The following is a 26,596-nucleotide window of genomic DNA, read 5'->3' as shown; positions in this document are numbered from 1 at the left end:
TAAAAAGGATTGCTTTTTCAGATTGTAATGGTTATAATTAAGGTACTTAGGAAAAGGGAGTGGCAACAATGAAGAAGAACTGGCAGTTAATGATGGTGCTCGCTGTAAGTGCCGTTGCGCTGGTCTTTGCGTTCGTATTAAAACAGCCATTGATTGCTCAGGGGCTAATCACGGTGATGGGGTCGATTATCGCCTTGATTATGTTCGGGGGCATGGTGAAAACGATTCGTTCCGGTAATTTTGGGGTTGACTTATTAGCCATTACGGCAGTTGTCGCAACGTTGGCAGTCGGTCAATATTGGGCATCGATGATTGTGTTGCTCATGTTAACCGGCGGCGATGCGTTGGAAGATTTTGCTGCGACAAAAGCCAGCAGCGAATTGAAACAGTTGTTGGAAAATGCACCGACAACGGCTCATCGGATGGTTGATGGTCACGTTGAAGATGTTGATGTTGATGCGGTCCAAGTCGGTGAAACGATCTTGGTTAAGCCGCGGGAAGTTGTTCCAGTCGATGGTACGGTTTTGGCAGGCGAGAGTTTGGTCGATGAAGCCAGTTTAACCGGTGAGTCTAAACCAGTTGCCAAAAACGCAGGTACGGATATCATGTCCGGGACAATTAACGGTGATGCTGCGTTAACCGTTAAAGTTACCCAGCGTGCCGAAGATAGTCAGTATCAAGGGATTATCAAATTAGTTAAGGAATCAGAAGCGCGGCCAGCGCATTTTGTCCGGATGGCCGATCGCTATGCGGTACCGTTCACTTTGATCGCTTATGTGATTGCCGGTCTAGGCTGGTACTTGTCAGGCGACCCGGTTCGGTTTGCCCAAGTGCTCGTTGTTGCTTCGCCATGTCCGCTGATTTTGGCGGCACCGATTGCGATGGTTTCCGGCATGAGCCGCAACAGTCGTAACGGGATTATCGTCAAGTCAGGTACCACACTTGAAAAGCTAAGCGATGCTCGGACGTTTGCGTTTGATAAAACCGGTACGGTGACGCGCGGTATTTTAAAAGTGGCGGCGATCTTGCCACAAGCAGGTTTCTCACAAGATGAATTGTTGAACTTGGCGGCTAGTGCAGAAGGCCAGTCAACCCACATTTTGGCCCGGTCCCTGACCGATGCTGTGCCGGTTGCGGATCGTCTGCCAGCGACCGATGTTTCCGAAGCTACGAGTTTCGGGGTGAATGCGACGGTTGACGGCCACAAGGTTAAAGTCGGTAAAGCAGAGTTTGCCGGGACAACAGATACCATCAATACAACGGCGGTTTATGTCAACGTTGACGGTAAATATGCCGGTGCCATTACCTTCTCTGACCAGATTCGGCCAGAAGCAAAAGAAACGATGTCTAAACTGCACGAATTGAATGATGCTAACTTGATCATGATTTCCGGTGACCAGCAGTCGATTGCCGATAAAGTTGCTGAAGAAGTCGGTATCGACCAGGTTTATGCAGAACAGTTGCCACAACAAAAAATTGAAGTTTTGGACAAGTTGCCAAAAAATGGCCGGCCAGTTGTCATGGTTGGCGATGGGGTTAACGATGCGCCTTCATTGGCGATTGCCGATGTCGGGATTGCCATGGGGGCACACGGCGCAACGGCGGCCAGTGAATCAGCCGATGCCGTTGTGTTACGTGACGATTTGGCTAAGGTCGCTGCGGCAACCTTGATTGCCAAGGAAACTATGGTGATCGCCAAACAGTCCGTGCTCATCGGGATTGCGATTTGTACCGGTTTGATGGTCATCGCCAGTTTCGGGGTTATCCCGACGATCATTGGCGCGATGCTGCAGGAAGTCGTTGATACGGTTACCATTTTGTACGCACTGCGGGCACGTAATGGTTTGCATCGTCAAGCATTGGTTGATCCGGTTCGGGCAGAAGCTCGGGCTTGATGGTTGTTTGGTAGAAAATTATAGATTTTAGCAGTATGTATACGTTGGAAGGCCAATCGGTTTCGCGATTATTCGCGGAGGCGGTTGGCTTTTTTGTTTTGGGTTGGTTTTTGCGTTGGGTGGGCGAGAGGTTTTGCGGTGGGGGAAGTATAGAGGCAGCTTTTTCTATTGTTGGCAATTGGGGTGTTGTTGGACTGTCGTGTTCTATAACGCGTTCGCCGGCGCAGAAGTCTGCGTGTAAGGACCTTGGTCGCAATGACCTAAGCCCGGGCCATCACGCCCAAGGCCACTTACACTCCGACTTCTAAGCGCGCCGGCTCACGCTCAGCGCTTGTTCACGCTCACACAACAGTAACTAGTTCAATGGTTGCAGAAAGCAGTTTATTGGAAGCGGTTACTGCAAGCGCTACAATCATCTTGTAATTAAGGTTCTAATATATCAGATCACAGAAGTTGGCGAGCGCCTTATGACAACGGATGCTTGCAGTGTTAAGTTTTTTAGCTGGTTTCATCGAGAGAAGGAGTTGTGTATGGCAAATCAAACATTTGTAATTTCCAGAAATACAAGTGTCTCGACTGACAATATGGCGGATCCGGTTTTGAAGAATGCCGTCAATATTTTACAGCGGGATATTCAAAAGGTAACGACTTCACAAGCCGATACCAATCAGATTGACTTGGTGTTGCAACCAAAGGCTGATCAGAAAGTACCTGATGCATTTGCAATGCATTATGTTGATCCACAGAAAGTTGAAATTACCGCGGCTACTACTCGCGGGTTGATGTATGGCGCGTTGGCAGTTTCCCGTGAAGTCCTAGGCATTGATGATTTCTGGTATTTCATGGATACGCCGATTAAGAAACAGACAAGCGTCATCTGGTCTGATTTCAGTCAGCAGTTACCAGATTTTCAGACTAAATACCGTGGCTGGTTTGTTAATGATGAACTCCTGATCGCAGACTGGCAGGATCATGATTCAAAAGAGTATGTGTGGGATCGGATTTACGAAACGTTGCTGCGGGTTGGCGGCAACCTGATCGTACCCGGTACCGACAAAGAGAGTCGGTTCCATCGTACCGGCGCGCGGGATATGGGCTTGATTATTGCGCATCATCATGCTGAACCACTTGGCGCGGAGATGTTTGCCCGGGTTTATCCGAATCTTGAAGCTTCGTATCTTAAGTATCCGGAACTCTTTAAGAAGCTCTGGCACGACAGTATTTTGGAACAACGCGGCCATGAAGTCGTTTACGGCTTGGGGTTCCGCGGCCAAGGCGACCGGCCATTCTGGGCAGACGATACGACGCACAAGTGGACGGATGAGGAAAAGGCTAAGGTCATCAATGACACCATCAAGCTTCAATACGACATGGTGCAGGAACTCGATCCCGGCGCACAATGTTCAGTCAGCATTTATGGCGAGTTAACCGGTTTGTTCAATCAAGGTTTACTGAAGCTGCCGCAAGATGTCATTGAGATCTGGGCCGACAACGGCTATGGCAAAATGGTATCACGCCGGCAATGGGATGATGATCCGCGGTCACCGGTTCTGACGATTCCTAACAAGGCGCATCGTGCCCGCGGCATTTATTATCATGTGACGTTCCATGATTTGCAGGCATCCAGCTTTTTGACATTATTGCCGAACAGTCCGCATTTTGTCGCAGCAGAGCTTGAAAAAGTCAGGAAAGCCGACATGGACACTTTGGAGTTAATCAACGTCGGCAATGTCAAGCCGCACATTTTACTCATTCGTGAAGTTGCCCGCTCGTGGCGCCGTGATTTCCAAGTTCGCAGCGAAGACGAGATTATCAAAGACTATGTCAATCATTATTATTCTGAGGCGCAAAAAGAGATTACTGACATTTATGAAGATTATTTCAAGTCGCCTATCCAATATGGTCCGCATGATGATCAAAAAGCCGGCGATGAATTTGCCCCGTATCTCATCCGGAAAGTCGTTAAAGCATGGATGGGTCATTATCCGCAGCTTGAGCAGATGAACTGGTTAACCGGTGATGTGTCACTTGATGAGCAACTTACCAAAATCACGCAATTAATTGATACCAAATACGCCGCATGGGATCATTTGTATCGACGTGCTTCCCAAGTTTACGCCGATATCATGGGCCAGCAACCGCAACGGCTTTTCTACAACGATATGTTGATGGGCATTGCTGTTCACGCCTGCTCGTTACATGCTTTGCGTGCCAGCATTGAAGCTTATCGCCACTACCAAAATGCTGAGATCGTGCATGCTTTTCTGGGTGCCGATGAAGCGGTTCGGGCCAACGATGCGATCATGCGGTTGCGGCGCGATAATCCGTCCCCTAAGTGGGTTGATTTCTTCCACAACGATGCATACTCAAATATTGAGCTGAATGCGATTAAGTTACGGCGCCTGCGCTCGTATCTACGGGTTTTGGGTGACGGTCCGGATGAAGATCAATGGGAACGCAAGTACTTGATGGAACCGGCAGATGCACGCGTTATGCTTTTGTCGAATACCCATCTGGCGCTTTCGGATGATCAAATTGCCAAGAAGTTGCGCGAACAATTGATTGATGAAAAATAATGAATTGAAAGTGTGAAAGAGGAAAAAACAATGGAAAATAAAAAAGCCGTTATCCACGATGGTTGGGACGAATTCGCCTCGAAGAAAATTTACCATTCGCGTGGCAAAAAGATCGGTATCGGCCGGTCACTAGGATTCGGTGTTTTTTCGATGTTCAGTATTTCTATGCAGGGACTGGTTGGTGCATGGCTACTGTTCTTCTATACCACGTTTTGCGGTTTGTCAGCAGGTCAGGGTGCCACCATTTTCCTGATTGGCCGTGTTGCTGATGCGATTGCTTCGCTGGTTATGGGTAATATTTCCGATAACATTTACAAGTTCAAGATTGGCCGGAGGTTTGGTCGGCGTCATATCTTCATTCTAGCTGCAGCCCCATCTGTGTTATTTGCGATTACACTCTGGGTTGCCGGAATGAGTTACTGGTACTATCTGATTACTTATGTGATTACTACGATTTTAATGTCAGTGCTCCAGATTCCTTGGGAAACACTGCCAAACGAAATGACCAAGGATTATAACGAGCGGACAACGATGTCAACTGTCCGGATGGTCATTGCCGGTTTGGGCAACATGTTAGCCCAATTCGTTCCTGCTCAGTTGTTCCGGTTCTATCCAAAAACCTCACCAGTACCATATCTGATTATGCAGGTAATGTTCTCGGTTGTAACTTTCTTCTTGATCGTCATTACTTATAAAACTACTTGGGAACACTTTGTCACTAAAAAAGAAGCCAAGAAGTTACAAGCTCAAGCACTTGAAGATAATGGCGGCAAGAAGAGTTCACTCAAGTCCGAACTTCGCAACTACTTCTCCACATTTAGAATTAAAAGTTTCCGGACGCACATGGGCATTTATCTGAGTTCTTACTTTGCTGCTATCGTGTGGTCCACTACGTTTGTTTATTACATCGTCTTTGTGGTTGGCAAAACAACAAGTGTTTCCGGGATGTTGCAATCGTTGAGTATCGTCTCGGTGCCAGTTACGATTTTAGCGGGTTATATTGTTACGAAGATTTCACCGCGAGCTCTGTACCTGTTCGGTTATTCGCTGATTTTGATCAGTGCTATTGACTGGGCGTTCATCGGCTTAGCCAAACCAGCAGGGGTCATGATCTGGTTGATTGTTGGTACGCTGCTTTATGAAATTGGTTTGTATATTCTCTACTTTGTTCCGTGGAATGTCTTTCCATTCATTCCTGATGTTGATACTTTGGTTACAGGGAAGAACCGTGCCGGACTTTTTGCCTCGGTTATGGTCTTCATCAACCAAATCAGCCAAGGTTTAGCTTCAGTGATTGTGGGTTATATGCTTGATTTTTCCGGCTTCCGTCAATCCACAAGCGGTGCGGTTTCACAGCCGGCAAGTGCCACCAACATGATCTTATTCATCGTTTCTGGCGGCGTGGGTATTATGATCATCATTGCGATGTTATTTGCAAGTCGGTTCCATCTCAGCAAGAAGACATTCAATGTGTTGGCTGCTGAATTAACCCGTTTGCAAAAAGGCGGCAGCATGAAAGATGTCAAGCCGGATACCAAACGGATTTGCGAACAATTGACCGGTGTGCCATATGATTCAATTGAATTCTGGCGTCGCAACGATCAACAGCCAGTAACATCTAACGATCCGTCCAATAAAGCTTAATAAGTTCTGAAGTTACACCCTTTAAGGGGGTGATGTTGTCTAGCAGAGGCCATTTTTCAAGCTCACTGAATTCGCTTAGATCGTTATAGATGCCTAACAACTTCTACTCCCAGAGTTGTTAGGCATTTTTTATTAACACTAATATTACGGGTACAACAACCAAACAGAAAGGAAACCCAACATGCAAGATCCCCTCAATAAAAAAATGTTATACGCTTTCGGAACCAGTATCGTAGAAGGCCATGCTGCCCACGAAAGTTTTGTCGACGACATCGCCAGAGCCCACCACATGGTCTATCACAAGTACGCCATTAATGGTGCTACGATGCGCGTGGTGCCCAATGAAGATCCAGTCATCAACATCGTTCATCAAGTCACGCAGGCACCCAAAATAGTACCGGACTTGATCGTGTTTGACGGTATCGCCAATGACGCCTATGCCAGTGTGACTGATGATCCGAAAGTTCTTGGCAGCATCAGTACCGGATTTGCCGATGAGCTGGACACAGCTACTTATTGCGGTGCGTTCGAGACAGTATGCCGCACGTTGTTAACCAAGTATCAAGGGGCGCATCCACTTTACATTACCACCCACAAAACGCCAGCGCGGACCTTGGCGACCCAAGAAAAACTGCATGACGTTTCACTTGCAATTTGCCGTAAATGGAGTATTCCGGTCGTGGACCTGTATACACAAAGCGGGTTTAACGCCTTCATCCCGGTTTATCAACATGATTATTCCTATGACAAGCTTGATGCTGACGGGCATAACCTCAATGCCGTCGGTGGAACGGGAACGCACCCTAATGCTGATGGGTATCGATTGTTTTACGAGCCGCGGATTACTGCGGCACTTGCAGCGATGTGTTAAAAATACGTTCGTTTTAACAGTTCAAAATTATATTCACACAAAAAAAGCCCGCAACGGGGCTTTTTTTGCGTTGTCCAATAATTGTTTTAAATTAAGACCGCAACTGATGCGCAATCGTCCGAAATTCCCCCGGCGTCAAATGTTCCTGCCGTTTAAACGCCCGAATCATGTAGGTTTCGGAATGAAACCCTGATTGGCGGGCAATTTGGGAAAGTGGTAGATCAGGCTGTTCAATGAGTAGCTGTTTGGCCTGAATGACCCGATAGATTGTCAAAAGCCGACGGGGCGTGGTTTGGTACAAATCATGAAACGTTTGGAGCATGTATTGCACACTGTAGTTGGTCATTTCGGCTAGATGCTCGTTTGTCAGATCTTCTTGAAAATGTTGTTGCAACAGGTTCAGTGTTTGTTCAGCCAGCGCTTGCTTGTTCGCATCTGCTTTTAAACGCGCGGTGTAAGGTTTTAATTTGGTTAAAAAGTTTTGGACAATCGCGGCATTCTGATCGTTTTGATAGCGATGTGTCTGTTGATAACGCGTATGTTCATGAATGAAGCCTAGTACTTCTGTTCCTAGTACCGGAAAGAAAAGCGAGTTGGCGGTTTGCAGGCCAGGGATGAGATCATCGAGAATCGTTCCGCTGAAACTAAGATAGCTCGTCTGCCAAAGCGACGTTACTGGATGATAAGCGTAACTCGTATTCAGGTTAATCAAAATGCCTTGCCCCGGGCGCAAATTAATTTGCTGATCGCCGATGGTCAGTTCGCCTTCACCAATATCACTTTGTAACCATTGGTAATCGCCGCTGCCTTCAGGTCGGGCTATCGCTGACTGAGCCCAGTTAAATCCGATTTTATTAAGCGTAAATGGTTGCTTGCTAGCATGATATGTAATGACGGCTTTTGGATGCTTGTTTGTGGGATGGTCAATATGATAGCCAGTGATGGTCACACGATTACCATTGCTGCCATAACGGCGGCGCGCTTTATCATACCAATCGCCGTGTGCACCGAGCGCTTCGATGGTTAATTCATAGTGACCAAGTGGTTCTGTTGGTGACCGGTAGCACGGTGCATCCTCATGCAGGAGGCTGTAAAAATCCGTGTACACTTGAGTTTTGACTTGGCCAGCTTCATCACGTAACGTTATTTTGGCAAAACCGCCATGCGTACCGGTTTGTCCGGTTATCGTAATGCCCGTGCCATGAAATTTGAGCGTCAGCCTAGCGTCATTGGTCTGTCCGGTCCAAGCCAGTGGGGTCACCGTCAGCGGCTGTTCGCGTTGCTGGTACCAGTCCCATATAGGCCAGTAGTGGGGAATGGATAATGTGGTTTCATGAACACTTAAAGGCAACCAGACGTGAGTGCTATTTTCCAGATGTGGGTAAGTATGCCGATCACCTAAGTACAAGGGAACGATACCCTTGGCAGTGGTCAGAAGCGCGACATCGGCAGTTTGGGAGTTATACGTCAGCGTTCCCGGCGGACAAAATGGGCCATGTGCTGTCCACGGGCCGGTTAATTGGTCGGCAGAAAAATAAATGTTATCGTTGTGCTCCCAGCTGGTCTTTTGGGATGCCAGCAAGAAATAATGATCATGAAAGCGAAACATCGCCGGTGCTTCGGTACCGGGTGCGATGTTGCTGATGATTTTGGCCTCCGCGGTTGTACTGTCAGCCGCTAACCGATAGATATCGCCTTCATGTGTTAGCAAATAATTCGTACCATCATCGTCGGTGAAACTGCCAATATGCCACATACGAATGGATTGGTTGTTGAAAAGCAGTGGACCCTTAAAAGTGAATGTGTCGGTTAGCCGATCAGCCGTGGCATAAGCGACAACCGGATCGAAAGTGCGTTCATCATCGGTGTGCATGAGCATGATATACTGACCGGTTTGGGCGCGGATAACCTTCACCCGATCGCCGATTCGATGCGGCCCTAATAGACCAGACGGCTGAACCGGCAAAGCAAGTCCCGTGAAGGTCCAGTTTTCTAGATCGGTTGATACATAGCGCGAGAATCCGGCGAATTCCGTCGATTCTGCTTGCCGATATTCACCGAATAAATAAAACTTGCCACTTTCCTGGATCAAGCAACCGCCAACAGCATTAACGACTTGCTGGTGTTGATCGTACCAGGGAACCCCATTGAAAATGGCTGGCATGGACGCAACCTCCTTGTCTTGACGAATCCCTACTGCACCAATCATAACAGACGTCATGAATGATATGCTACGTCGCTTGTGGGAAAACTCGCGGAAGAACATGAAGGTTTGTCGGCCAAGATGTTGACGGTGGATGATGTGCACAAAAAAACTGAAGTCCGCGTTTTTGGACTCCAGTTCTCTCAAAAAGACATTAAAGCTAATTGTCTTGGCTAGATGATTGGGCATTATCAGAACTTGTGGTCGGTGCAGAGCTGCTGGTGCTTGAGGAAGCGCTCGTTTTGTTGCTGCTGCTTCCACTGTCACCAGTTGGGCCCCATGTCCACTGATAAGAACCATCACTCATCGTCACTGATTTCACGGTCATATCATCAACAGACTTGCCTTGAACTTTGATGGCTGCGACAGCGTCATCATAAGTCTTGTACAGGCCGCCACTGAGAACCGTCGTCATTGGTTCCAAACTACTTGAAGCAGTCGGGTCGGATGAAGGTTGCGTCTGATTGTCTGACTTGCTTGAAGAACTGCTACTTGTTGCAGTGGAGGAGGACTGACTGGTCTGATTTGACTGACTGGCGCTGCTGGTCGGTGCCTGACTAGATGAGTTATCCTTTTTGCCAACGCCACTGGCCGGTTCTGAACTGTTGGCAGTTGCGGCTTGTTTTTGCGTGCTTTGACCGCTTGATGTCGTGTTACCCATCGCAACGTTTGAGTCGCTGCTTTCCTGTGACTTACGGGCAACTTGGACCAGTGGCAAAACATTCTTAGCAAAATCCTGGTTCTCGACATTTTCAACAGCGTTAACGGCTAAGTCGACACTGCTGCTGCTGAGATCAGACTTGGGATGCTGCAGGTTTTGATCCTTATAGAGTTTCTGAATCTGGGAAATTGCCAGCGACTTTCTGTAAAGCTGACTGACTGATTGTTGGTAATCAGCGGCAAATTCAGGCTTAGTCGACGCAATGGCCTTATAAGCCTTATTGGCCTGCGAACCATCTTCGGCAAGTTGAGCCAGATTGCTGCTCTGAGCCTTCGTGGTTTCTTCAATCGTTAACATGTAACTGGCTGCATCAGCGTCTTGTTTATCTTTCAGAATCGTTTTCTTTTGCTTGCGATCATCAACATTGTTGGCCAGTTGCTTCAACTTTTCCTGAGTTGAAGTTACCGCGGCCCTAGACAAATGTTTGGCTGGAAAAGTTCGCTTTGCGGATGTGTATAGTTGATTGGTTTGTTGCGTTGCCGCTTGAACCGCGTGTTGCGCAAATGAGGTATCGATCGTGCTCCGCATCCCGTAGAAAACGGTCAGGTACCCAGCGATCAAGGTGCCGACCAGGATTTGGAAAATATGTTTCTGTTTCATTGATGCCACCTCCAATAACCTAATGGTACGGGCTGGACTTAACAGGACCATTGCAAACAGGTCACGAATTGAATCTTTTTTGTTACACATTAATATATTCGTAATATAAGGGGTTTACTAAATGAATGCAACCCCTGCCAAATTGAAAAGGAGCCGTGGTGACTATAACGGCAAGAATGAGCGCCCATTAAAATTATTTTTAGTCTATTTGGTTATTTAATGGCCAGATGCTTGACAATTAACCAGGCAGTCGGTTAACGTTGATGTCAATCAAATAAACCGTTCATGCAAACCTTTGAAGTGGAGATCAAGCTGATGGTGCACGCACAGAGAGCCGGCGCTGCTGAGAGTCCGGCCGAACGCAAGTCAGTAAATGGACCACTGAGGGTTCCCCCGAAAGATCATCAAGTACGGGGAAACGTGTTGGCATACGTCAGTTGTCGCCGGGGTGTTGGCCCCGGGCTAAGCGTGATCATCAACTGCCAAGGGCAAAAACCCTAGGCGCAGTCTCATGATCAAACTAAGGTGGCACCGCGGGAAACCGTCCTTAACAAGAATGTTTGTTATGGACGGTTTTTTTGTTGAGCGCGAGCAGGAGCGCTTAGAAATCGGAGTGTAAGTGGCCTTGAAGCCCAAATGGCTGGGCTTTGGCCATTTGGGCTTCAAGGTCCTTACACGTAGATTTCTGCGACTGCGAGCGCGTTATGGAGAGCAACAGCATCGGAGAACTCCCCCTCCAACGCCAAGCACCCTAACCAAAAAACTTTCACGAGGTGGCACAAAATGAAAAAGTATAACTCCCTGGGACTAACCTGCATCACCCTAACCCTACTTCTAGCCGCATGCGGCCAATCAACCAAAGCAGCAACCAACCAACGCACCCTAAACGTTGCTGTCAGCACCGAGGCCAGCTCCCTTGACCCGGCCCACGCCGTCGATGCAACCAGCGGCGCCATCCTGCAGCAAATCATGACGCCATTGTATGACCACGACAAATCCGGCAAGATCATTCCGGCCATGGCTACCAAGGTTGTGAAACCAACTGACAATGGGAAAACTTACACCCTTACGTTGCGTAAAGATGTCAAATGGAGTGATGGCACCCCGGTAACAGCCAAGGATTTTGTCTATTCACTCAAGCGGATTGTGGATCCGAAAACCAAAACCGAATTCGCCTACCAATATGATGCCATTGCCAATTATCAGGACATCGTGGATGGTAAAAAGTCACCCGATACGCTTGGCGTTTCCGCTCCAAGTAAATATGTCCTGAAAATCCAACTTAGTCAGCCGACGCCCTATTTTTCCAGTCAGATGACCGGTTATTACCCGACCAATGAAGCGGCGGTGAAACGTTATGGTAAGAAATTTGGTTCAAGCGCCGACAAGATTGTGACGAACGGCGCGTATAAAATCAAAAACTTTAGCACCACTAGTGATAGCTGGGACTATGTGAAAGATCCGAACTTCTACGCGGCTAAAACCGTCAAGATCAATCACGTTCACGTCAACGTTTTGAAAGATTCCAGCACGGTCGATAACCTTTTTGCGACAGGCAAGCTAGATGATGCGCCGCTATCCGGCAACTTGATTCAAAAAGAAGCGCAAAACCCGGCCTTGACGAAGACACCGGCCGCCAATATGAATTATCTGCAACTCAATACCAAGAACCCGCAGCTTAATAACGTCAACTTGCGCCGTGCCATTTCAGCCGCACTTGATCGGCAGGCGCTCACAAGTAAAGTTCTACAGGATGGCTCCCAGCCGGCCAAGGCTTTTGTACCTAAGGGTCTTAAAACCAATCCGACAACCGGCAAAGACTTTACTGAAGATGCCAAGACGCCGCTGACATATTCGCCAACTAAAGCCAAGGCATATCTCAAGACGGCATTGAAAGAGCTCAACACTGATAGCATCAGTTTTTCGATTCTCACGTCCGATGTTGATACTGACAAGCAAGTCGGCGAATACATCCAGAGTCAGCTAACCAAGGTGCTGCCACAGCTGAAGGTCACGGTCAGCAGCCTGCCAAAAATGACGCGGATCCAGCGATCGCTTGACGGCAAGTTTGACGCGGTCTTGATGGGCTGGAACTCAACGATTCAGGATCCGTCAGATTATCTGAACACGGCAACGGCAGACAACATTTCGAACTTTTCGAAGTTTAGCGATGAGCAATTCACCGCGTTGATGAAAAAGGTCAACACCACCACGGGTCAAAGCGCCACCGCCCGCTATCAGCAAGAACTTGCCGCTAATGCCCGCGTGATTGACGTGGCTGGCTACATTCCGGTCTTTCAAAGTGCCAATAGTCGCCTGATCAACACCAAAGTCGGCGGCTTGCACTACAGCATGTTGCAACCGGCCGAATATCGCTATGCGTATTTCAAATAAGGTTATAAGAAAGCAGGCTTGAAAATGAATCTTCCAATGCAAGCATTTTTAACTCAGTATTTGCAGTTGCGTTCGGTTTCGCTAGATGCGGACAACCAAATTGCCGAAACGGCGGCCTTTTTAAAGCAACAATTTACCAAATTTGGCGCGACCACCAGTCGGATTTTAACCACCGAAGCGGCGAATCCAGCAGTTTACGCGGTTTTCCAGGGTCAATCCGCGGATGCGCCGACGTTGCTTTTCTATAATCACTATGATGTCCAACCGGCAGAACCCCTAGATTTATGGAAAAGTGATCCATTCCAGTTAAAAATGACGGACACTCATCTGTATGCTCGCGGGATTAATGATGACAAAGGTGAGTTAGCCGCGCGGTTGGCTGCGATCCAACGGTTACAGGCGCAAGGTGGCTTGCCTTGTACGATTAAGTTTCTTGTTGAAGGTGGGGAAGAACAAGGCAGTCCGCACTTGGAAGACTTGTTGAAGCAATATGCTGATTTGTTGGCGGCGGACTTTTGTTTGTGGGAATCCGGCGGCCGCAATGAGCAAGGCAAGTTTCAAATTTCGCTCGGCGTCAAAGGCGGCGTGGCGTTTCAGCTCAGCGTCAAGACAGCTGATTTTGATCTTCATTCCAGCTTAGGCGCGATTACCGAGAATCCGGCATGGCGCTTGGTGCAGGCGCTGGCGACCTTGAAGAATGCCAAAGACGAGATCACGATCCCCCATTTTCTCGATGCCGTGAAGCCTTTGACCACCACCCAAAAGCAACTGATCGACAGTGCAGTCTTTGATTATGCGGCTTTTGCCAAGAACTATGGCATCACGCGTCCGGCGACCGTGCCAGCTGACGATATTAAAGAAGCTTTGTATAATCGGCCGAGCATGACGATCAATGGCTTTTCAAGCGGGTATGAAGGCCCGGGGATCGGCAAAACGATTCTGCCGCATACCGCGCTGGCCAAAATCGATTTGCGGCTGGTTCCGAACCAAACGCCAGCCGAGACCGTGCGCTTAATCAAGGCGGCATTAACAGCCAGCGGTTACGATGACGTCATTGTGTCGGACTTTCTCGGCGAGCCGCCTTTCCGAACCGATCCGGACGACCCACGCGTGCAAGAAGCAGTGGCGCTGGCCAAGGCGACTTATGGGGATGACGATGTTCAGGTCGAGTTAAACTCACCCGGCAGCGGCCCGATGAAGTACTTTTACGACATCGATCACGCCCCGATTATTTCCTGTGGCATCGGCAATGCCAACTCGGCGGCGCACGGGCCCAATGAGAATGTGGCGATTGCGGATTACTTGAGTTTTATTGATTATCTAACGCAACTGGTGGATGCGTTGGCGGCGTAAGACAGAAAAATCGACAAACAGCCATGCATATTGGGTTAGCCTTCAAGAGGATGCTAAAACTAGAAGTTATAAAAAGCCTCTCCCCCTAAAGTGAACAGGCATAGCTAGATATCCTAAGTGATTTTGAGACGACAAAGCTCAAAGATCTGATATATCAGTTTATGACGGCGATGCAGTATGTACATTTGAACCGGAATTCTTAAAATCTTTTCCAAATGTCGGAAAAGATTTTTTGATTGTCGCTGTTATTCTATAACAAACGTTTCAAAAAAGTGTTGACTGGAAAACTTTTGGTCCTGTACACTGTTACCACATCTGGTATACATACAATATCACAAGAAGAATATGTTCTTTAGATGAAGGAGAGACATGATGGCCAAAGTTATCTACCTGGGATTAATCGCTTTTTTTTCGACAAAAATTCCATCATTCAAGGCTTCTTACCTTACGATAAGCTCTCAACACCGTATGACGAAGACAATGTAAAATAATCTCGGCAAAAGAGGTGGAAATGATATGTCTTTTGGGAACTCAATTAAACAAAAACGTGAAGCAATGGCGTTAAGCAGATATCAGTTAGCGAAATCAGTTCATACGACGGTGACTCAAGTTGCAATCTGGGAATCTGGCCGCAAATATCCCAACATAAAACAGCTCATCATGATTAGTGATGAATTGGGACTAACCTTAGATGAATTGATAAAAGGAGATTCATCCTTTCAAAAGAAGATTATGATAGACAAAAACAATCATGATGCTGATATGATTGTTAGGTTTTCCATAATTCTCGAAATTGTTTTGTTTGTTGTGGGTATTCTTCTTATTTTTCATTATGCTTAATAGTTTAAGAGATTCAGCAATTCCAAACGCAAAGCAAAAAGAAAGAGGCTGCACGCTATTTTACGCGTAGCCTCTTTCTTTTGGAACAGCTTAACCTTGCGAACTCGAAGAACTAGCAGAATTTGCTGACGATGAGTTGCTAGACTCCTGCTGGCTTTGGTTAGACTCATTGCTGGTACTTGAAGCAGAAGATGTCGACTGACTGTTCGTGGCAGATGACTCGGAGCCGCTTGCTGAGGAACTTGGTACCGTCGAGGACGACACACTTGGTTCAGCACTGGAAGTATCATCCGAGGCCGCCTGTTGAGCAGTGGCGATCGCCGGCAACATCTGGTCGGCCAATTGTTGGTTATCAATATGTTTGAGTGCTGCCAAGGCGGCCTGAATCTCGCTGTTACTTAAGCCGGACTTGGGTTCTTTAAAATCGTCGTCAGTAAATAAGTTGGCGACTTTAGCCACAGCCGCTTCTTGATCGGACAGCTGGGCAACCTGTTTTTGATAAGTCTGAACGAACGTCGGCTTTTGTTTGGCCAGTTTGGCTAACGCTTGCTGCGATTCGCTCGTTAACGTCTTCAACTCAGTCAATTTGGTTGGTTTTTGTGCCACCGCGTTTTTGACAGTTAGCATTTGCTTAGCGGCGTCTAAGTCTGCCTGGGCGCTGGCGAGTTGGCTAGCCTGCTCTGGCTCGGTGAGTTTGCGCCGTGCTGCTTGTAAACTGGCTTCGGCGGCAGCAATTTTTTCCTGACTAAGTTCCGCGGCAGGCAGTTGATGCGATGAGTCTTTGAACAAGGTATCAACTTGATTGGTAGCCGCTTGAACGGCGTGTGCTGATTGGGTGTCGGTCCAGGTGCTGTGCACGCCATAAAAAAGCGTGAAACAACCTGCGACTAGCGTGACGACGATGATCGAAAACAACGTCCTGCGCTTCATAGAATAGTTCCTCCTGGTGAGCGTGAGCAGGAGCGCTTAGAAATCGGAGTGTAAGTGGTCTTGGGCGTGATGGCCCGGGCTTAGGCCATTGCGACCAAGATTCTTACACGGAGATTTCTGCGACTGCGAACGCGTTAATGTGCGTAATAATAAAAAAAGTTCAACTGAAAGCTGCTGCGTTCTAGATACACGAGCATGGAACCCAAGTATCAATGAACAACAGCTGTCCAGTTACAAAAGTTTTGTTTAAAAATACGTAATCTCTTTAGCAAAGCTTAATTCTAGCACGTTCCGGAAGAAAAGCAATGAAAACGGATACAAAACTGCCATAGCAGGGCTCACAAGCTCAAAAAAGCCCTTAAATTGCCATGTAAACCGCGCAATTTAAGGGCACTTTTTAGAAAGCTACAGAAAACAAAGCTTGAAATCTAGAACAATCATGATTTATTCAACATTAACGTGTTCGTGCAAGGCGTCGGCATTACTGGTGTCATCACGTTTAGCTAACTTTAGCGTGAGGGCATCCAAGGTGATGTGGACGGTTTGGTCGAACAAAGTCGAGAGCAGCTGGATTGATTTGACGCCGGCGCCGGTTTTGGTTGCGCCAGGAACAATCACGACCGCATCAGCGAGTTTGGCCAGCGGCGAGTCAACGGCACTGGTAAAGGCCACAATGTTGAGGCCGAGTTTCTTGGCTGCCTCAGTATCGGCAACGATGCTTTTGGTGGTGCCCGAGCCGGAAACCGCCACCCAGGTATCGCCTTTTTGAATGGACGGGGTAATGGTTTCGCCCATCACATAGTCGGTGTAGCCAATGTGCATGAGGCGCATGGCGAAGCCTTTTGCCTGGAAACCGCTGCGACCGGCGCCGATGACGAAGATGCGTTTGTCCTTGGTCAAGTAGGGCATGGCCGCGTCTAATTGATCTTCATTGACGAGCGCCATGACTTGGTTGATTTCTGCCATAATATCCGGAATGACTTTCATGCTTTAATTGCCTCCATAAATTGTTGTGCTGTTGCAACTGGGTCAGCTGCTTTGGTGATGGCGCTGCCGACGATGGCAATTTCGGTCAATCCTTGTGCAGCCAGCGCCGTTGCCCCGGCCAAATCAATCCCGCCGGCAATCGCCAGTCGCTTGAGTTGAGGAAAGGCGGCGTGAAAATCGGCCACCGTTGCGGTTGGATCCAGGTGATCTTGGCGGTCGGTGCTGTGGTGCAGCGCATAAATCGCATTTGGGAAAATACTGATGGCTTGCTGCTTGGCCGCATCAACCTCCATCAAGTCGATCATCATTTCTTTCTTCGCCGCATCCGTCGCCGCTGCCGTTGTTTTCAGAGTTGCCAGTGACGCCGCACCCATCACGGTTAAAATGTCGGCCCCCGCCGCGAAGCCCTGTTTGAATTCATAGCCACCCTCGTCAATCGTTTTTAGATCAATGAGCAATTGTGATGTGCGAATCGCCGCCCGCATCGCGCGAAACCCGGCCAAGCCCTCATCCTTCACCAAGCTGGTGCCCATTTCAATAATCGCAACTTTGCCATCCAATTGTTGCGCTAACGCAACTGCATCGGCTAGCGGTACCCGATCAATTGCCACCTGTAATTTCATTAAAAATCGTCTCCCATCACAGTCAGATTTTTGTCCAAAAATGCTTGCAGTTGCTCAGACGTCGGATAACCGTCATTATCGCCAGGCGCCTGAACCGCAAAAGCGCCAATTGCGTTTGCGCGGACGACTGCATCACGTTGGGACTTGCCTTCCATCAAGGCGGTAATCAGCCCCAAGGCAAAACCGTCACCGGCACCAACCGTATCAACGACCTGCGCCACCTTAAAGCCTTTCACCCAATAACCGGCTTCACCCTTATTCTTAACATACGCGCCTTTAGGACCGACTTTGACGACCACCGTTTGCGTGCGTTCGCTTTGATTAAGGTAAAAATCAGCAATCGTTTCCGGATCACGCGAGCCTACCAAAAGTTCCCCTTCGTTGTCGCCGGGCAAAATAATCTCGGCTTCTTTTGCCAGCTCATTGAGTGTTGCCGCCATTTTTTGCGGGCTGGACCATAACTGCGGGCGCAAGTTCGGGTCGAAGGTGGTCCGGATGTTGTGCTCATGCAGTAAGTCAATCAAGTGGCGAAAAGCAGCTAGCGCCTGTTCCGAAATCGCCGGGAAAATACCGGAAAGATGGGCGAATTTCACCTCCGAAAAATCAATGCGGTCGAGCGTTTTGGCATCGAAGTGGGCGGCCGCAGAACCCCGCCGGAAATAGAAAATATTCGGATCGCCAGTTGAAACCTTATTTTTAAGCTGGAACGCGGTCCAATAATCAGGCGTACTATCAATATAATCGGTTTGGACATGATTTTCACGCAACTGGTCCTTGATGAAATCGCCAAACGGATCTTCGCCTAGCCGCGTGATATATTGCGCCGAGTGACCTAAACGCGAAACTCCGACAGCCACATTGACCTCGGCTCCGGCCAGATACTTCCGGAAGTTCAAGGCATCCTTGAGTGATTGATCTGTATCCTGTGAAGCAAAAAGCGCAATTGGTTCTCCGATGGTAAGAAATTCTGACATGGTATGTTCCCCCTCTTTAAATGAACGCAGATATTACAACAACACATAAGCCGCCAACAAATTCAAGATCGTCGCAATCCAAGCCCAAGGCAATCCGGTTAGCAGAAACGTTTTGGTATCAAGCTTGGCATATTCAACCGACCAGAGATTCCAGGATTGGGTGATGTCGGCCGACACCGCCATCATGGTCGGGACAACGAGCAGCCCGTATAAGAAGTAAGGCGGGAATAAGCCGGTGGCGGTAAAAATCGCCGCCGTCGCCGCGCCTGCTCCATAAAGCATCAACGGGCCGCGGAAGTAGGACAGTGGTGCGATGACGATCATGATGAACACCATCAACAAGCGGCTATCAGGGATGATGTGTTTGAAAACCGCGGTGAACTGGCCCATGGTGTGGACTGCCGCGCTTTGAAACATGGTCAAGACCAGCAACATGATCAGCAAACCGGCAATATCGCCAATGGCCGTTTTGGTCGTGGTGTTCATCATCTGGACAAAATGCACGTAAGATTTCATATTGCCGGTCATTGCAAACGCCAGGAGCGTGGCCAGCAACAATGCCGGAATCGCATCCCATTTGAAGAAAATGCTCATGGCCACGGGCAACACCGGCAACAGATACGTGATCGGATTCACATCCGGCGGGACGCTTGTTTCCGGTGTCTCTGACTCGACAACGAAAGGCTTGCCATTCCTGATTTTCCGGGCATAGAAAATGATCATGGCGATAACGACCAGCATCTGAATAGCCATGGCGACAAAGCCGAACCGCAGATAATGATCACCCCAGACAACCCCTTTGAAGAAAACGGTGAATTGGTTAAACAAAACCGGATTAATATACATGGCTGCGCCGATCGACAGCGTGAAAATCGACACGGCAATATTTTTGGGGACACCCATTGAAAACATAATCGGGAAAAGAATGACCCCGACCGCAATCGCCGAACCCACGCCATAGGCACTTGAGAAGATCAAGGCGGTGATAATGGCAATTAAAATGGTGGCAATCACGGGCGCCTTGCTGCCGACGCTTTGGGTGCGGCGGCTGATCGACCCGGCAATGCCGGTGTCCACTAGCACGCGGCCAAACCAGGAACCGAGAATGATATACAAAGCGGTTTTGCCGTAATTCAGCACGGGATCGGTGAAAATTTCTTTAATCGCGACGTTGAGCGGTATCAGTCCGATGATGGTCCACACAATCGCCATGACGAAGAACCCGACCGTCAAGTTGCCACCCCGCATCGCAAACGTAATGAATAAAACGAAAGTCAAAACAAGTAAAATGCCGGTTATTAGACTCCCCATGTGAAGCGCCCCCTTAATACTTGTTCAACTCGCTTAAAATGCGTTGGTAACTAGAACGGATGCCGCTTTGATCAGGATCCTCAAAGAACTTGTTCTCAGTCGAGTTAAACCGCTCAGCGAGATAAAATGCCGACAAATACGCAGCTAAAGCTTCTTTACTGGCTGCCTCAATATCCACTTTTTCCGGTGACACCTGAATATTTAATGACTTGATAAAATTCAGGGCGAATTGTTCCGGATCAATTTGCAAACGTTGGTTATTCATGTACGTGACCCCCTAGCTTGCTCATCTTGCAGCAGTTTTTTGCCTTCCAAGATAATGCCGTGATGTGCGGTCGGATATTCCAAGGCGATGGGCACTGTGTCTGGCAAGATCGCCAAAATATCACGCCACGGCAGATCGCCTTGATCTAACGGAACGGTGACTGGCTTTTCGCCACCGGTCAGGTCGTCTTTCACGTGGATGTACCGCGTATACTGACGCAGCGCAGTCGCTGCCTTCAGCGGATCTTCGCCAACGAACGGCCAATTACCTAAATCGTAAACATAGCCGATCGGAATATTCGCCGCCGTGACGGCCTGAAGAAATGTCAAAACCGGCTGTAAGCGACCGCTTGTGGTGGTTTGGTCATTTTCGATATTGATTTCGATGCCTTGCTGGGTCAGCGGAAGCAAGGCGTTGGCCAGATCACCGGAAAACTCGGCAAAAGCGCCAATGTTCCACTTGATCTTGGTCACGCCCATGGCTTTTGCCTCATCCAAGTAACCTTGAAGCTTTGGGTTGACCTGACCCTCAGCAACGAAAATTTCGTCTGGAACACTGTAGAAAAGCGTCAGCTGGTGATCCTTGGCAAGTTCAGCCACTTGCGGCAGTTCCCGGGAAATATCGCCAAAATATTCCCGCCTGACTTCAATGGTCGAAAAGCCCAAGTTGACCAACTCTGACACCAGGTCAGCCTGTGATTGGCCTGCCTGCCATTCAGAAGCGAGCAATAAAAGATTGGCAACAATTGGTGCTGGCATGTCAAATCCCTCCCTATTGTGTGAGCGTGAGCCGGCGAGCTTAGAAGTTGGGGTGTAAGTGGACATTGCGTCCAAGGTCCTTACACGCAGACTTTTGCGCTGGCGAACGCGTTAATGGGTGACAACGATGTATTTGGGAAACCGGTTTCCTTAAAGAGTACATCGTCACTATACAAGCGCTTACAATCGTGGTCAAGTAAAACGCCCGTTTTGTTTTGATTAAAGTGTGCGGTCGAGGTAGCACAGCCTAGGAACGCAAAAATCGCCCCTAGAGATTCCATTCATCTCTAGAAGCGATTTACTTTGGTGTCAATTTTCAGAATCAAAATGATGAGCGAATGCGCACATCCGCGGGAATTTCCAGACGCTGGACCGCAACCGGTTCACCGGCGATTTGTTGCGCCAGTAATTGAGCTGCCGTTGTGCCGATGACATCGGGATGTTGTGAAACTGCGGAGATGCCCGGCGTGACCAACTCGGCCCAATCCCAGTCGTCATAGCCGCTGATGGCAATATCTTGAGGGATGCGCAGGCCTTTTGCATGCAGCCAGCGCAGCGTTGCCATTAACAACCGGCCGTTCGCGGCAAAAACCAGTGGATGTGTTTGGGGATGCGCTTCGAGCCAAGTGGCCAGAGGTGCAACACTATCGTTTTCGGTTTCCAATAATGTCACCGTGGTCGCCGTATTTTTAAACGTGTCCAAAAAGGCTTGGTAACGGGACTGGCGTGTGGAAATCTGGGCGATCGGATTGATAAGGATCAGGATATCCCGGTAATGACTTTTGTGGATGGCTTGTGCCAGTTTAGTGGTCGAGCGGTAGTCGTCGGCAGTGACAGTTGGCCAAGCGAGCGGTCGGGTCAAGCGGTCAACCAGAACCATGGGCGTCTGACTGTCACGAATCAGATCATAATGATGGGCCACGGCGCTTAACGGCTGCATGATAATCCCGTCAACATTCATACTCAGTAACATTTTCAACGCTTTTTCTTCGCGTTTCAGGTCATTGGCCGCGTCATTGATCAGAATCTGATCCATCGAATGCTGCGTGACTTTGTTGATACCGCTGATTAATAAAGTCGAATAAATGTTGGAGATATCGGCAACCACAACGCCGATCAAGTGACTGCGGTGGGTTTTCAGCGAGCTGGCTTGGCGGCTGGGGGTATAGTTGAGCTCCGCAATCACCGCAGCAATGTGTGCCTTGGTGGCGTCCGACATATGTTCAAAACGCCCATTCAAATAGCGGGAAATCGTCGCTTTAGATACGCCGGCTTTCTGCGCCACATCTGTAATGGTGAGTTTCAATCGCGCCACCTCCGTTTGCTTTTAATTGTACGACGATTAGCGGACGGTTAACCAGTAACCGGCGCACCCCAAAATGATCAGCGCCACTAAGTTGAACACGGTGAACCCGACAAAAAAGCGTGCGTGTGGGCGACTGCCGTAAACCAAATACTGCTTGAAAACCAATAAGTTAGCCATCGATCCGACCAGCGTACCCACACCGCCGATATTGGAACCATAAAACAGCGCTTCAACATAGCCGGTAAATCGGGCCAACAGAACGGTGGACGGAACGTTGGAAATAACCTGACTGGTCAGAACCCCACTTAAGTAAACTGAATCCTCTGAATTTTCAAGACTGGCAATAAAATGGGTGACCCATGGAATCTGTCCGACCACGCTGACAATCACGAAAAAACCGGCGAAAGTCAAAACAACCGCATAATCCACATCTTTCATGTCTTTTGGATCGAGGGCGACTGAAAGGAGAATCGCTAATACCGCGCCGACCCAAGCAGGCACAATGCCAATGACTCCGGCGAAAACGACGCACGCAACGATGACGGCAAAAATCGTCGGCCGGATTTGAATATGAATATGTTCCGTGGGCACGTTGGGTACCGGGACGTTGCGCAAAAACAGGCTTAGTAACACCAACACCAAGAAACTGCAGGCCAGCAACGGGATTGACCAGCTGAAAAACTCTTTTAGATTAATCTGGAATTGATGCATCAGGAAAATATTGTGGGTGTTACCGAACGGGGTGAAGGCGCTACCAAAGTTGGCAGCCATTCCGATCAAGGTTACTGGGAGAATTTCCGGCAGTTGATATTTCTTGGCCACGCGCAGATATAGCGGTATCAGCGTTAAAACCGTGACATCGTTGGAAAGAAACATGCTGGCAAAAATGGCAAGGAAAATAAACCACCACGTTAACTGGCGCGTGTTGTTCGCCCGGGACGTTAGCCGATATGCCCAGTAATCAAGAATATGTAGGTGTTCGAAGATTTGAATCACCGTCATCATGGCAAGAATGGACCATAATGTGGCAAAACTTATGTCGCTTATTTTAGGCCGGCCTATGAATAGACTTATGACGACCAACAAGCCGGTGATCTGCAGGACCCGATCTCTGATCAGACGCCGAATAACAATCATCAATTTACCTCATTTGAAAAAAACTCAACCTGTACATTTTGCGCTAAAAACCGAACGATGACAATAGCTAAACCCAACAGAACGTCTGGTATACTTGAATTAAGACAAGATTGTGGCAGAAGCATGATGACGGGAGCAGCAAGTAACGTGAATATTAAAATCATTGGTGTCGGTAAATTGAAAGAAAAGTACTTTCGTGAAGGTATCGCGGAGTACTTAAAACGGATGGACAAGTTCGCCAAAGTCAAAATTGTTGAAGTGGCGGATGAAAAAGCACCGGAGAACCTTTCCGAAGCCGAAATGGCGGAGGTTAAGGACAAGGAAGGTAAGCGTATTTTGGCCAAAATCAAGGACAAGGAGTGGGTCATTGCCTTAGCGATTGAAGGCAAGCAACGTCCTTCCGAAGTCTTTGCCAAGGAGATTGCCAATCTCGGTACATATGGCCACTCGGATATTACCTTTGTGATCGGCGGCTCGCTTGGCTTGTCACCGGCCGTCATGAAGCGCGCCAACGACACCTTGAGCTTCGGCAAATTGACCATGCCGCACCAGCTGATGCGCTTGGTGTTGATGGAGCAGATCTACCGCGCTTTTATGATTAATATTGGTAGCCCGTATCATAAGTGAGCGTGGACTTTAAAAGTGAAAAAATCACACTGTTTACCTTGCCAAAAAATATTTCTCTCAATTTTGGCCATTTCTAAGAGATATATTTTTAAAAGCGGCTGTTTCTTCAAATCTTCGAGATATATTGGCCAAAATCAGCAGGTATTTGTTTGATTGAGCCATCTAAGCAAGGAGGAAGATAATGACACCGGAAACTTATTTTACCCAAGCAAAGCAGGTGTTGGGTTTGCCGGGATCCACACCGTTACAAAGCGCGTATCAGTTTGGCGCTGAAGCAGATAAATTGGCAGCACTCGTGCTTGTTGGCAAAAAAACGGCAACAGCAAGTGCACGAGATCTATATGCTGTCGATGAACCATTGCCACAAACAGGCGCGTATGATGTGATTTTAAATGCATCCAACGAACCTGTTTGCGTGACTTACACGGATGCTGTTGAAGTCCAGCCATTTTTAGCGGTGACGGCCGACCATGCGTTTCGTGAAGGTGAGGGAGATCGCAGCTTAGCCTATTGGCGACAGGTTCACGAAGCATTTTTTAAAGCCGAATATGCGGAAGCAGGTAAACCCTTTGACCCAGCGACAGCGCGAATCGTTCTTGAATCGTTTCATGTTGTGTATCCGGTTTGACGATTAGTACGCAACAACATTTTGACATCATCAAAAAAAGTCTCCGGTATGGGAGGCTTTTTCTGTAAGTAAATATTCGGAAGTCAATAAATCTTAACTGCGGGCAGATCTAACTTTTTGCCTTCGATGATCTTCTGGTCAATCAAGCAGTTGAAGACTTCGTTACCAAAGAACTCGGCGCTTTTGGCGTCAAAATGATAGGCGTCCAGCAAGGTGCCGTTTTGCATGTCGATCATGTGGATGTTGGGGTCTTCCGAAGCTAGTTGGATCATGCTCTTTTCGACTTGCGGGTCGTATTGTTCGGAGTGATGGCTGACGGTGCCGCAGATGATGGGTAAGGTAGCGTTGCCGACTAACTGGCGGCAGTAAGTGAAGACAGCTTTGAGATTGTCATAGTAGTGATCGGCGGCAGCTTGCGAATAGGATCCGCGGTCGGCTTCGCCTTGATGCCACAGCATGGCCTTGATGTCGAGGTGTTGCTGACTCGCCGCGAGACACTGCTTGATGAGGTGGGTGAATGGCAGCAGCAAAGAGTCATCAGGCGAAGCGAGTTCGTCAAAATGCGTGGTCCAGTGGCGATCACCATCACCGGTTGGGTCGATCGATGTCCCGCCTTCGGAACATTTGATGACGTATAGACCTTGATAAGGCGTCCGCTGCAAAATGTTGTGGTAGGTCACCAAGTCGAAGCCCCAGCGATCCTGAGATAAATCGCTGGTTTTCAAACTGGGCTGAAAGACGCCTTTATCGTGATCAGGGGTGTCGTTGCTGCAATAGTGGCAATCCGCCAGCGGCAACTGAATGTCGGCGGGCAGTTCCGCCACGGGCACCCGCCCATCCATGTTGGACTGGCCGGCAGAGATAAGGGTGATCGGCGCTAGATCTTTTTCCAAAATAATCGCTCCATTCTTAAAAATGAATGTGGTCGAGTCGTTGCATCGAGCAGTTTTTACTGTCGTCGCGTTGTTTTGGCCCGAGACAACAAAGAGCACTTCTATGGATTCGGTTTTAGAGCGAACAAAATCCATGGAAGTGCTTCCGCGATTAAAGTACAACAAAAGGAACCGTATAGCAAATCGTTGAGCATTAATGAGATGCCAATCTTGTGCCAATAGACACTAATTTTTTTGGTGGTAGCAAGTAAAATGCGGTATAACACGCGCTTCATTGTGTTAAATTAGTAGCAAACCCTGATGTTGAAGGCGGATCGAGGTGAATCGGATGAATGAAAAACGCGAATTGCAAGTCAAAGCGGCCATTGCTGGCGCTTTGGACGCCGAAGACTGTATCATCAGCTTCTATTGTGCGCGGAAAAGTCAGTCAATCTATGTGATTCTTGGCCATCCTATGAGCCAATATCTGGCCATCCGAATCAGTAACCACCGTGCTTTCAGCGGGTTTCAAAAAGTGCCGACATTTTTCTTGCGTTCACAAGCACAGCTGACTGAAGAGCTGACAGAATTTTTAAAAACGGCGACTTGGCTAAAGTTTGATTATCAGGATTTCTTTGTGCTGTCACTGATTAAATACGGGCACCATCATGGGACAACGTTTCAAATTGATGATAGTTACGCGACCTTTTCCGAAGAATCGCAGGCTATGATTTTTTACCAGCTTATCCATTTAGGCAGGCGGCAGCAGGTGATGATGAACGCCTTGCCGGAGGATCTGAATCATGCGCTTGCTAAGCTTTATGCGTCGGATTTGATCGGCAGCTTCTCTAATCAGCGATCGTTGCTGGTTTATCTTTCCGAAGGCGGTCGGCGGCTTTTGGACTTACATGCCGGTCAGTATATAGCACAATTTATGCAAGATTATGAGCAAGTGAATTGGCGCAACTTGAATTTGCCAGCGGTTGGGTCGGCGACTGAAAGGCAGCAGGATCAGGCGTGATGCCGGTCATCTTATTTTTAAAAAGGCGAGCGCAATGCAGCCAAAAAGCCTGATTCAAGG

General features: G+C 48.3%; 22 protein-coding genes. 10 read left to right on the top strand and 12 right to left on the bottom strand.

Features of this window, described 5'->3' with window-relative positions; genetic code table 11:
* Positions 1–68: 68 nt before the first annotated feature.
* The 4 genes from LACSTY_RS14130 to LACSTY_RS14115 all read left to right on the top strand — a co-directional run bounded on the left by LACSTY_RS14130 (position 69) and on the right by LACSTY_RS14115 (position 6,986).
* A complete protein-coding gene (locus LACSTY_RS14130; RefSeq protein ID WP_010490529.1) occupies positions 69–1,895 on the top strand; it encodes a heavy metal translocating P-type ATPase in 1,827 nt (608 codons plus the stop codon).
* A 530-nt stretch (positions 1,896–2,425) separates the two neighbouring features.
* Positions 2,426–4,471 (top strand): glycosyl hydrolase 115 family protein, encoded by a 2,046-nt coding sequence (locus LACSTY_RS14125; protein WP_087913123.1) that lies wholly within the window; start codon positions 2,426–2,428, stop codon positions 4,469–4,471.
* A 30-nt stretch (positions 4,472–4,501) separates the two neighbouring features.
* Entirely contained in the window at positions 4,502–6,115 is a 1,614-nt protein-coding gene (locus LACSTY_RS14120; protein ID WP_087913122.1) for an MFS transporter, read from the top strand.
* Between the two features lie 181 nt (positions 6,116–6,296).
* Entirely contained in the window at positions 6,297–6,986 is a 690-nt protein-coding gene (locus LACSTY_RS14115; RefSeq protein WP_087913121.1) for an SGNH/GDSL hydrolase family protein, read from the top strand.
* A 91-nt stretch (positions 6,987–7,077) separates the two neighbouring features.
* Here LACSTY_RS14115 and LACSTY_RS14110 read toward each other — a convergent pair whose 3' ends face one another.
* Both LACSTY_RS14110 and LACSTY_RS14105 read right to left on the bottom strand, forming a co-directional pair.
* Complete coding sequence (locus LACSTY_RS14110; protein ID WP_087913120.1) at positions 7,078–9,150, bottom strand: helix-turn-helix domain-containing protein; 2,073 nt, start codon at positions 9,148–9,150, stop codon at positions 7,078–7,080.
* A gap of 199 nt (positions 9,151–9,349) precedes the next feature.
* The gene (locus tag LACSTY_RS14105; RefSeq protein WP_087913119.1) at positions 9,350–10,510 is read right to left on the bottom strand and encodes a FliK family flagellar hook-length control protein; all 1,161 of its coding nucleotides are present in this window, start codon (positions 10,508–10,510) and stop codon (positions 9,350–9,352) included.
* Between the two features lie 783 nt (positions 10,511–11,293).
* Between LACSTY_RS14105 and LACSTY_RS14100 the strand changes: the two genes are divergently transcribed.
* The 3 genes from LACSTY_RS14100 to LACSTY_RS14090 all read left to right on the top strand — a co-directional run bounded on the left by LACSTY_RS14100 (position 11,294) and on the right by LACSTY_RS14090 (position 15,097).
* Positions 11,294–12,904 (top strand): peptide ABC transporter substrate-binding protein, encoded by a 1,611-nt coding sequence (locus tag LACSTY_RS14100; RefSeq protein ID WP_087913118.1) that lies wholly within the window; start codon positions 11,294–11,296, stop codon positions 12,902–12,904.
* Positions 12,905–12,928: 24 nt separating this feature from the next.
* Entirely contained in the window at positions 12,929–14,257 is a 1,329-nt protein-coding gene (locus LACSTY_RS14095) for a M20 family metallopeptidase (protein WP_087913117.1), read from the top strand.
* A gap of 516 nt (positions 14,258–14,773) precedes the next feature.
* Complete coding sequence (locus tag LACSTY_RS14090) at positions 14,774–15,097, top strand: helix-turn-helix domain-containing protein (RefSeq protein WP_049169547.1); 324 nt, start codon at positions 14,774–14,776, stop codon at positions 15,095–15,097.
* A gap of 90 nt (positions 15,098–15,187) precedes the next feature.
* On the opposite strand, the gene LACSTY_RS14085 is transcribed toward LACSTY_RS14090, so the two are convergent.
* From LACSTY_RS14085 to LACSTY_RS14045, 9 genes are all read right to left on the bottom strand, one after another.
* The gene (locus tag LACSTY_RS14085) at positions 15,188–16,027 is read right to left on the bottom strand and encodes a hypothetical protein (RefSeq protein WP_087913116.1); all 840 of its coding nucleotides are present in this window, start codon (positions 16,025–16,027) and stop codon (positions 15,188–15,190) included.
* 444 nt (positions 16,028–16,471) lie between these two features.
* Positions 16,472–17,014: a 6-phospho-3-hexuloisomerase gene (hxlB, locus tag LACSTY_RS14080; protein WP_087913115.1), complete on the bottom strand. Its 543-nt coding sequence runs from the start codon at positions 17,012–17,014 to the stop codon at positions 16,472–16,474.
* Positions 17,011–17,637 carry an orotidine 5'-phosphate decarboxylase / HUMPS family protein gene (locus LACSTY_RS14075; protein ID WP_087913114.1) on the bottom strand — a complete coding sequence of 209 codons (627 nt, stop codon included), beginning with the start codon at positions 17,635–17,637 and terminating at the stop codon, positions 17,011–17,013. Before LACSTY_RS14075 ends, hxlB begins: the two co-directional genes overlap by 4 nt.
* Positions 17,637–18,611 carry a sugar kinase gene (locus LACSTY_RS14070; protein WP_087913113.1) on the bottom strand — a complete coding sequence of 325 codons (975 nt, stop codon included), beginning with the start codon at positions 18,609–18,611 and terminating at the stop codon, positions 17,637–17,639. The genes LACSTY_RS14075 and LACSTY_RS14070 overlap by 1 nt, the downstream gene beginning before the upstream one ends.
* Before the next feature lie 33 nt (positions 18,612–18,644).
* Entirely contained in the window at positions 18,645–19,922 is a 1,278-nt protein-coding gene (locus LACSTY_RS14065; protein WP_087913112.1) for a gluconate:proton symporter, read from the bottom strand.
* Positions 19,923–19,935: 13 nt separating this feature from the next.
* Positions 19,936–20,187: a hypothetical protein gene (locus tag LACSTY_RS14060; protein ID WP_010490551.1), complete on the bottom strand. Its 252-nt coding sequence runs from the start codon at positions 20,185–20,187 to the stop codon at positions 19,936–19,938.
* Positions 20,184–20,945 (bottom strand): sugar phosphate isomerase/epimerase family protein, encoded by a 762-nt coding sequence (locus LACSTY_RS14055; protein WP_087913111.1) that lies wholly within the window; start codon positions 20,943–20,945, stop codon positions 20,184–20,186. Before LACSTY_RS14055 ends, LACSTY_RS14060 begins: the two co-directional genes overlap by 4 nt.
* A 322-nt stretch (positions 20,946–21,267) precedes the next feature.
* The gene (locus LACSTY_RS14050) at positions 21,268–22,251 is read right to left on the bottom strand and encodes a LacI family DNA-binding transcriptional regulator (protein ID WP_161492256.1); all 984 of its coding nucleotides are present in this window, start codon (positions 22,249–22,251) and stop codon (positions 21,268–21,270) included.
* 36 nt (positions 22,252–22,287) lie between these two features.
* A complete protein-coding gene (locus tag LACSTY_RS14045; protein WP_049169539.1) occupies positions 22,288–23,388 on the bottom strand; it encodes an SLC13 family permease in 1,101 nt (366 codons plus the stop codon).
* 147 nt (positions 23,389–23,535) lie between these two features.
* Between LACSTY_RS14045 and rlmH the strand changes: the two genes are divergently transcribed.
* A complete protein-coding gene (gene rlmH, locus LACSTY_RS14040; RefSeq protein ID WP_087913109.1) occupies positions 23,536–24,015 on the top strand; it encodes a 23S rRNA (pseudouridine(1915)-N(3))-methyltransferase RlmH in 480 nt (159 codons plus the stop codon).
* Between the two features lie 181 nt (positions 24,016–24,196).
* Positions 24,197–24,643 carry an ASCH domain-containing protein gene (locus tag LACSTY_RS14035; RefSeq protein WP_087913108.1) on the top strand — a complete coding sequence of 149 codons (447 nt, stop codon included), beginning with the start codon at positions 24,197–24,199 and terminating at the stop codon, positions 24,641–24,643.
* 83 nt (positions 24,644–24,726) lie between these two features.
* On the opposite strand, the gene LACSTY_RS14030 is transcribed toward LACSTY_RS14035, so the two are convergent.
* Positions 24,727–25,536: a sialate O-acetylesterase gene (locus LACSTY_RS14030; RefSeq protein ID WP_087913310.1), complete on the bottom strand. Its 810-nt coding sequence runs from the start codon at positions 25,534–25,536 to the stop codon at positions 24,727–24,729.
* Positions 25,537–25,864: 328 nt separating this feature from the next.
* Here LACSTY_RS14030 and LACSTY_RS14025 point away from each other — a divergent pair, with 328 nt between their 5' ends.
* On the top strand, positions 25,865–26,536 hold the full coding sequence (locus LACSTY_RS14025; protein WP_087913107.1) for a hypothetical protein: 672 nt from the start codon (positions 25,865–25,867) through the stop codon (positions 26,534–26,536).
* Positions 26,537–26,596: the final 60 nt, after the last annotated feature.

The sequence above is a fragment of the Lacticaseibacillus styriensis genome, assembly GCF_030770295.1.
Lineage (GTDB): Bacteria > Bacillota > Bacilli > Lactobacillales > Lactobacillaceae > Lacticaseibacillus > Lacticaseibacillus casei.
This window is presented reverse-complemented; position numbering and strand designations above follow the sequence as displayed.